Below are 8,371 nucleotides of genomic sequence, written 5' to 3'. Positions count from 1 at the left end.
GCCGGCCCCGACGCGGGCGGAGTCGGGCCGGACCCACCGGGCCGACCACCTCGGGTCGCGGCACCGGGCGGGGGCGGAGCCACACCCCGGCCGCCGCCCCGCCGGATCCGGCCACCCTGCTGCTGGCGGCCGTCGAGGTCGCCGCCCCCCTGTGGGAGCGCGGCGGCGGCCACCCGGAGCTGCTGGCGCCCCGGCTCGGCAGTGCCCAGCACACCGACGGCCCCCTGGACCCCGTCACGCTGCGGTTGGCCGCCGCGGGATCGCTGGGGTTGGCGGGGCCGCTCCCCCGCGTGCGGTCGGTCGCGCGGGCGCTGCTCGCGCAGCTGGTCGCGCTCCACCCGCCGGGGGTGGTCGAGGTCGTGACGATCGCCCCGGGCTGCGCCGATTCCTGGGCGTGGACCGGCTGGCTTCCCCACACGCGCCCCACCACCCAGCCGTGCCACCGGCTGCTGGCCTTCGACGAGTCCCAGGCCCGCGCGCGGGTGGCGGAGCTGCTGGGTCGGCTGCGCGACGGCGACCGGACCGCCCCCGAGGGGGCGGCACCGCCGCGCCTGCCCGCGCAGGCGCGGCAGTCCGCGGCCGAGCCGTGCCGCGGCACGGCCGGCCCGACCGGTACCGCCACGGGACGCCGCACCGTGGTCGTGGTCGACGGGGAGGTGACCGACGAGCGCCTGCGACGCGAGCTGGCACGACTGGCCGCGGAGGGACCGGCCGCCGGGATCCACCTGATCTGTCTGGCGCAGGCGCCGCCCTCGACCCCGGCTTCGCCCGTCACCCGGACCCTCGCCTCCGCCGCGGACCGCTCCCCGGCCTTCGCCGCCTGCGGGCTGCGGGCGGTGCTCTCCGGAGAGGTCGCCACCTCGGTACGGCTCATCGGTCCCGACGGCCGGGCGGGCGCTCCCGCCACGGCCGACGGGGTGTCCGCGGCCTGGGCGGAGCGGCTGGCCCGCGCGCTCGCACCGCTGCGGGAGGCGGTCGGCAGCGAGGCGGAGCTGACGGCGCTGCCGGAGTCGGCACGGCTGCTGGACGTGCTGCGGCTGCCGCGGGTGACGCCCGCGGCGCTGCGGGAGCGGTGGACGGCCGGCGGACTGCCGCTGGTGCTGGGTGCCGCGGTCGGCGGCCCGCTGGCGACGGACCTGGTGGCCGCGGCGGGACCGGTGGTCGTGGAGGGTCCCGCCCGGTCCGGCCGGACCGAGCTGCTGTGTTCCCTGGCGACCTCGCTCGCCGCCGCGGCCGGCCCGGACCGCCTGTCCCTGCTGCTGATCGACGGTGCCGATGAGGGGCTCGCGCCCTGCGCCGAACTCCCGCAGGTGGTGGACCGGCTGCGCACCACCGACCCGGTGCGGATGCGGACCGTGGCGCAGTCGCTGCGCGCCGAGCTGACCCGGCGCGCACACCTGCTCGGCGGGCCGTCCCCGGTCACCTGGCAGGAGGACGACCCGACGACCGCGCTGCTCCGCGTCGTCGGACAGCGGCGCGCCGGCGAGGAGGAGCCGCCCCGGGCGGCGGCACCGCCCGGCGGCGACGGGCCGTTGCCCCACCTGGTGGTGGTCGTGGACGACATGGCAGCGCTGCGGGCGCCGGCGCTCGGTGCGCCGGGGCGGCCGGCGGCCGGCTCGGTGGTGCGTGTCCTGGAGGCGGTGGTCCGGGACGGGGCCGCCCTCGGCGTGCACCTGGTCTCGGTGGGCGAGGCGGCGCCGGCGCCGGAGGCGCTCCGCATCCGGTTGACGGGTTCACCGGCGGGGCGCGCGGAGCTGGTGACCCCGGAGGGCCCGCTGGCCTTCCAGGTGGGGCGGGTCACCGGGCGGATTCCGCGGACCGCCACGTTGCGCCCCTCGGTCGAGCCGTTGGACTGGGCGCGGGCGGGTGACGCGCCGGCGCGGCGGACCGTCCGTGAACTCGGCAACGGTCCGACGGACGTGGCGCTGCTGGCGAGTGCCGCGGCGCGGGCGGCGCAGGGCTCCGCGACACCGGCGGCCTCGCCCGCCTGAGAGTGCGGGTGCGAGACCCGGCGTCGGATCGGCCGGCGGTGTCGGATGCGGTCAGCCGCACGGCCGACGGACGCGCTCCCCGTCCGGGGTGGGCGCCGACGCGAGTTCGCGCAGCCGGTTGCGTCGGGCGCTGCCCCGGTCGGCGCGGAGGGGCGGCGGCGCGGACGGGGTCGTCCCCGCGGCGAGGCGCCGGGGCCGCTGCGGCGGGCGGTGCCGACACCGGCCGGGTCCGCCCGGACCGCTCTCCCGCCGCAGTTCGGCGGCGGGTGGCCGCAGGGGCGAGGGTCCGCGCTCCGGGTAGCGGAAGTTTAACCCCCTCGTAACGGAGCCATCACGAATGGCCTGTTGACAGGTTGAACGCTCTTGCTTGGAACGCCCCCGCAGCGTAGTACGGCTACTGGCGTCGGAACACGCGTCCCAGCCTGCCCACGCGCAGGTCCGGGGACGCGTGCCGACGCCTGTCCGATGAAGCGATGATGGTTCACAGGTAAAAAGGGCGGTCAACATGAGCAGTGCCATTCGACCCCGCGGTGGTTCGCGGCAAGTCGGCCGGATCGCGGCGGTCTCCGTCGCGGCGGCCCTGGTACTCACGGCCTGCGGGAGTGACGACGACGGCGGTTCCGACGGGGGCGGGACGGGCGGCGGCGAGTCCGCGCTGGACCTGCCCGACCTCTCCGGCGAGACCCTGGAGGTCGCCGGCGTCTGGACGGGTGCCGAGCAGTCCAACTTCATGGCCGCCATCGCCGATTTCGAGGACCAGACCGGAGCCACGGTCAACTTCGTCCCGACCGGTGACAACCTGGCGACGTTCATCGGGCAGAAGATCGACGGCGGCTCCGCGCCGGATGTGGCGCTGGTGGCCCAGGTGGGCGTGGTCCACGAGTTCGCCGAGCGCGGTTGGCTGGCCCCGGTCGGCGACCTGGCCCAGGAGCAGCTCGCGGCCAACTACGACCAGGGATGGCAGGACCTGGGCGCCTACGACGGCGAGCAGTACGGCGTCTACGTCAAGGCCGCCAACAAGTCGCTGGTCTGGTACAACACCACCTCGTTCACCAACGCCGGCGTCGAGGCGCCGACCACCTGGGACGAGTTCGTCTCCACCGCGGGCGTGCTCTCCGACTCCGGGGTTGACCCTGTCTCGGTCGGCGGGGCGGACGGGTGGACGCTGACCGACTGGTTCGAGAACATCTACCTCTCGCAGGCCGGGCCCCAGATGTACGACCAGCTCGCCGACCACGAGATCCCCTGGACCGACCAGAGCGTCACCGACGCGCTGACGACCCTCGGCGAGCTCTTCGGCGAGGAGCGGCTGCTGGCCGGCGGCTCCGCCGGCGCCCTGCGGACCGACTTCCCGACCTCGGTGACGCAGACCTTCGCCGACCTGGATGCCCCGGCGGCCGCCATGGTCTACGAGGGCGACTTCGTGGCGTCGGTCATCAGCGACTCCACCGACGCCGTGGTCGGCGAGGACGCGCTGGTCTTCCCGTTCCCGGCCGTGGGTGACGACTCCCCCGTGGTCTCCGGCGGCGACGTCGCCGTGGCGCTCTCCCCCGACACCGGTGAGGCGACCGAGGCGCAGCAGGCGCTGATGGCCTTCCTGGCCTCCACGGACGCGGCGCGGACCTGGGCCGGGCAGGGCGGGTTCCTCTCCCCGAACAAGTCGCTGGAGCTCGACGCCTACCCGGACGACGTGCAGCGCGAGATCGCCGAGGCGCTGATCTCCGCGGGCGACGACTTCCGCTTCGACATGTCCGACCTGGCCCCGGCCGCCTTCGGTGGCACCACCGGTCAGGGCATGTGGCAGGCGCTGCAGGACTTCCTCCGCGACCCCGAGGACATCGAGGGCGTCCAGGAGTACCTGGAGTCCCAGGCCGCTGCCGCCTACGGCGACTGATCCGCGGGAGGACTGCGGACGATGGCGAAGGACTCCGGCGTCCTACGAGGACGCCCCTGGGTCGTGGCCTGCTTCCTGCTGCCGGCGCTGCTCCTACTGGGCGCGCTGGTGGTGTACCCGATCGTCTTCTCGCTCTACCGGAGCATGTTCGACGCGTCGGGTGACGGGTTCGTCGGCTTTGACAACTACCAGTCGCTCTTCACCGACCCGGCCATCAGGAAGGCCCTGCAGAACAACCTGATCTGGCTCGCCGTGGCGCCCGCTGTCGCCACCGGACTCGGCCTGATCTTCGCGGTGCTGACCGAGCGCATCCGCTGGGCGACCGCGTTCAAGCTCTTGATTTTCATGCCCATGGCAATCTCGATGCTGGCCGCGGGCATCATCTTCCGGCTGGTCTACGAAGCGGACCCGGACCGGGGTGTGGCCAACGCGGTCGTCACCTCGGTGCACGACAGCTTCTCGGAGGGCGCGCCCTGGCCGGGCGCCCATCCACGGCCCGACGACGGCCTCACCGAACAGCCCGACGGGTCGATCGTGCGGGACGAGGCCGTCTCGACCGGCGACAGCGTGCTGCTGCCGTTGGTCCGGGTCGCGCCGCAGGACGTCGCCGACGCCGAGCCCGCCCGCGCAGCGGAACCGGTGGCGGACGCTGTCACCGGCACCGTCTGGCTCGACTTCTCACAGGGTGGTGGTGGCGAGCCCGGAGTGATCGACGACGGCGAGAAGGCGCTCGCCGGTGTCACGGTCGAGGCATGGGTGGACGGCCGGTCCGTCGCCTCCGCGCAGACGGCCGAGGACGGCACGTTCTCGCTGCCCGCGGAGGCGGACGGGGCCGAGCTGCGGCTGGCCGCGTCCAACTTCGCCGCCTCCTACAACGGGGTGGACTGGCTCGGCCCGACGCTGGTGACCCCGGCGATCATCGGCTCCTACGTCTGGATGTGGGCCGGTTTCGCGATGGTCCTCATCGCGGCGGGGCTCGCCGGGGTCCCGCGGGAGATCCTGGAGGCCGCCCGGGTGGACGGCGCCAACGAGTGGCAGGTGTTCCGGAGGGTCACCGTGCCGCTGCTCGCCCCGGTCCTCGGGGTGGTGATGGTGACGTTGATGATCAACGTGCTGAAGGTCTTCGACCTCGTGCTCATCATCGCGCCGGGCTCGGTGCAACCGGATGCCAACGTGCTGGCGCTCCAGCTGTACACCGTGTCGTTCGGCGCCGGCGCGGACCAGGGGCTCGGCTCGGCCATCGCGATCTTCCTGCTGCTGCTGGTGATCCCGGTGATGATCGTCAACGTGCGCCGGCTGCGCAAGGAGGCCCAGCGATGAGTACCCCCGCCACGACACCGCCGGCGGGCGCGGACACGGCCGCCGGGAAGGGTGCTCCCCGCTCGTCGGTCTCCTCCCGGCTGGTGTCGCTGCTCTCGGGCACCGCGGTCCGGGTGGTGCTGGTCGTGCTGGCGCTGCTCTGGCTGATGCCGACGGCGGGTCTGCTGATCTCGTCGTTCCGCGAGCCCCGGGACATGAGTTCCAGCGGGTGGTGGACGGTGCTCAGCGACCCCGGGTCGCTGACCGGCGCCAACTACTCCCGCATCCTGGAGAACGACGCGATCACCGGATCGCTGTGGACCACGGTGGTCATCACCGTGCCGGCGACCCTGCTGGTGCTGATCCTGGGCGCGGCGGCGGCGTACGCCTTCGCGTGGATGGACTTCCCCGGCCGGGACTGGTGGTTCATCGGTGTCGTCGCGCTGCTGGTCGTCCCCATCCAGGTGGCGCTGATCCCGGTCGCGCGGCTCTTCAACACCCTCGGGATCTTCGAGACCACGATCGGCGTGGTGCTGTTCCACTCCGCGTTCGGCCTGCCCTTCGCCATCTTCCTGCTGCGCAACTTCTTCGCGGAGATCCCGCGGGAGCTGCTGGAGGCGGCGCGGCTGGACGGCGCGGGCGAGCTCCGGCTCTTCACCCGGGTGGTGCTGCCGCTGGGCGGTCCCGCCATCGCGGCGCTGGCGATCTTCCAGTTCATGTGGGTGTGGAACGACATGCTGGTGGCCCTGGTCTTCGCGGACCCGAGCAGCCCGCCGATGACGGTGGCGCTCCAGCAGCAGATGCGGCAGTTCGACGCCAACATCGACGTGCTGGCGCCCGGCGCCTTCCTGTCGATGCTCGTGCCGCTGGCGATCTTCTTCGCCTTCCAGAAGCAGTTCGTCGCGGGAATGATGGGCGGCGCGGTGAAATAGCCGGACCCCGTCGGAACCACCGAGCAGGTGATGCCCGTTCACTCACACGAGTGAACGGGCATTTCCGTGCGCCGGCGGCGGCGGTTTCCCGGGCGACGCACGGACCACATCGGTGATGCCTCCTTTCCGGAAGGCTGGGAAGGAGTACGGTGCGGCCCAGGGGTCGCATCCGGCCGTACGCCGGTCCCGCCACGCACGGCGGGTCCGTCCCGACGTGCGGCAGACTGACGACGATGGTGACATTTCGCACCGGCCCGGTGAACCGAGGGCCGGGCGTGCATGTGGGAGGAGAGCCGGTGCGATGAGCGCACAACCGGAACAGGGGGACCGCCGCGCCGGTGGCGCGGTCCGCAACCCCGAGGCGTCCACCCTGGTCGCGATCTACCGCAGAGTGGTGCCGCTCGCGGCCCGGCGCGCCGTCGCGGGCCACGCCTCGCTGCGGCTGCGGTCCGCGGTGAAGCGATCGCTCACCCTCTCGCAGGCGCTGCCGGACCACATCGCCGAGCGCCGCGCGGGCCACGCCCTGCGCCGCTCCCCCGAGACGTTCGCGGCCCCCGGCCGCCGCCTGGTGACGGTCGACCGCCGCCCCAAGGCCGCCCACGTCCGGCCCCACCCCTCCCCGGTCCAGGCGCAGGCGCAGGCCGTCCACTGGGTCTGCGAGGCGCTGGAGGAGGCCGGCATCGAGCACTTCGCCGTGCGCGGCAACGACCCCGCCGCCGGCGTGGTCGGGGTCCCCGCCGCCCGACGCGACGACGCCGTCACCGTGCTCGCCGCCCTCGCCGGACGCACCGCCGGCTATCTGACCACCGACGGCACCGGCCGCACCGGGCCCCGCACCACGCCCGCCGTGGAGAAGCTGCTGCGCCGCCGCGCCCAGCAGTCGGCGGTGCTGCCGCTGTGCTGGTACTTCACCGACGACGCCGGCGAGTCCGCCGTGGGCGACCGCTTCGGCTGCGACGTGGAGTTCTGGGCCGCCGACGAGCGGGGCGGCCTGGTCGCCCCGCGCCCCAACCGCTGCACGGACGAGGTGCCGCCCGGCGAGGAGACCGTCACCGTCCCGCTGGACCGGGTCAACCCGCTGCTGCCGGCAGCGGCGCTGCCCGGACCCGCGGTCCGCACCCTGCCCGAGTTCTCCCACCCGCTCCCCGACGACATCCGCTTCCCCGTGGACGCCGTGTACACCTGGGTCGACGGGTCCGACCCGGCGTGGCTGCGGCGGCGCGCCGAGCACGCGGGCGAGGGCTACCACGAGGAGGCCGCCAACGCGGCGCGGTTCCTCAGCCGCGACGAGCTGCGGTACTCGCTGCGCTCCCTGGCGCAGTACGCCCCGTGGATCAACCACGTCTACCTGGTGACCGACGACCAGACCCCCGACTGGCTGGACACCACGCACCCCGGCATCACCGTCGTCAGCCACCGGGAGATCTTCGCCGACCCCTCGGTGCTGCCGACGTTCAACTCGCACGCCATCGAGAGCCAGCTGCACCACATCGAGGGGCTCTCGGAGCACTTCCTCTACCTCAACGACGACGTCTTCCTGGGCCGCCCGGCGACCCCGCAGGACTTCTTCCTCGCCAACGGGCTGTCGAAGTTCTTCCTCTCCAAGGCGCACGTGCCGTTCGGCCGCCCCTCGGCCGAGGACGTCCCCGTCTCGGTGGCCGGCAAGAACAACCGCACCGTCATCGAGGAGCGGTTCGGCTCCGTCATCACGCAGAAGATGAAGCACGTGCCCCACGCGCTGCAGCGCAGTGTGCTGCAGGAGATCGAGGAGGAGTTCGCCGAGCGGCACCGCGCCACCGCCGCCAACCGCTTCCGCGAGCTGAACGACCTGTCGGTGACCTCCTCGCTGCACCACTACTACGCCTTCCTCACCGGGCGGGCCGTGCCGGGCGAGATGGTCTACAACTACTTCGACATGGCGCACCCGCACACGCCGGCCCGGCTCGGCCGGCTGCTCGCCGCCCGGGACCGGTCGGTCTTCTGCCTCAACGACACGGTCTCCAGCGAAGCCGACCTCGCCGACCAGCTCGCGGTGATGAAGCCGTTCCTGCGGTCGTACTTCCCCTTCGCCAGCCCCTTCGAGCGGAGCGGCGACCGCGCGGCGTCCGGCGGCTCCAGGGGGTCGGGGTCAGTGCCCCTGACCGCCACCACCGCCCCGCAGGCGCCGCCCGTGCCCCCGGTACCGGCGGGCTGACGCCGGTCGGACGCACCTCCCCGGGGCCGCCCGGGCCCGTCAGGGAGCGGGAGTCCCGCCC

Annotated in this window: 5 protein-coding genes; all 5 read left to right on the top strand. The window is 73.9% G+C overall.

The features are described from left to right. Positions 1-1,991, top strand: a 1,991-nt coding sequence (locus HCN52_RS18645; protein WP_280923933.1) for an FtsK/SpoIIIE domain-containing protein, incomplete at its 5' end; no start/stop codon positions are given. A 505-nt stretch (positions 1,992-2,496) separates the two neighbouring features. Further along, positions 2,497-3,885: an ABC transporter substrate-binding protein gene (locus HCN52_RS18640; protein ID WP_168089598.1), complete on the top strand. Its 1,389-nt coding sequence runs from the start codon at positions 2,497-2,499 to the stop codon at positions 3,883-3,885. A gap of 21 nt (positions 3,886-3,906) precedes the next feature. Next, positions 3,907-5,205 (top strand): carbohydrate ABC transporter permease, encoded by a 1,299-nt coding sequence (locus HCN52_RS18635; RefSeq protein ID WP_168089597.1) that lies wholly within the window; start codon positions 3,907-3,909, stop codon positions 5,203-5,205. Beyond that, positions 5,202-6,116, top strand: a complete 915-nt coding sequence (locus tag HCN52_RS18630; protein WP_168089596.1) for a carbohydrate ABC transporter permease — start codon at positions 5,202-5,204, stop codon at positions 6,114-6,116. The genes HCN52_RS18635 and HCN52_RS18630 overlap by 4 nt, the downstream gene beginning before the upstream one ends. 301 nt (positions 6,117-6,417) lie before the next feature. Further along, positions 6,418-8,310: a stealth family protein gene (locus HCN52_RS18625; RefSeq protein ID WP_168089595.1), complete on the top strand. Its 1,893-nt coding sequence runs from the start codon at positions 6,418-6,420 to the stop codon at positions 8,308-8,310. Positions 8,311-8,371 lie beyond the last annotated feature (61 nt).

This window comes from Streptomyces bohaiensis, assembly GCF_012033785.1.
GTDB classification, from domain to species: domain Bacteria; phylum Actinomycetota; class Actinomycetes; order Streptomycetales; family Streptomycetaceae; genus Streptomyces; species Streptomyces bohaiensis.
Note: the sequence above shows the minus strand (reverse complement) of the source record. Positions and strands in the feature narration are given on the sequence as shown.

Coding starts and splice junctions, on each gene's coding strand:
- HCN52_RS18630 (WP_168089596.1), top strand. CDS start 5,202: ATGAGTACCCCCGCCACGACACCGCCGGCGGGCGCGGACACGGCCGCC.
- HCN52_RS18635 (WP_168089597.1), top strand. CDS start 3,907: ATGGCGAAGGACTCCGGCGTCCTACGAGGACGCCCCTGGGTCGTGGCC.
- HCN52_RS18640 (WP_168089598.1), top strand. CDS start 2,497: ATGAGCAGTGCCATTCGACCCCGCGGTGGTTCGCGGCAAGTCGGCCGG.
- HCN52_RS18625 (WP_168089595.1), top strand. CDS start 6,418: ATGAGCGCACAACCGGAACAGGGGGACCGCCGCGCCGGTGGCGCGGTC.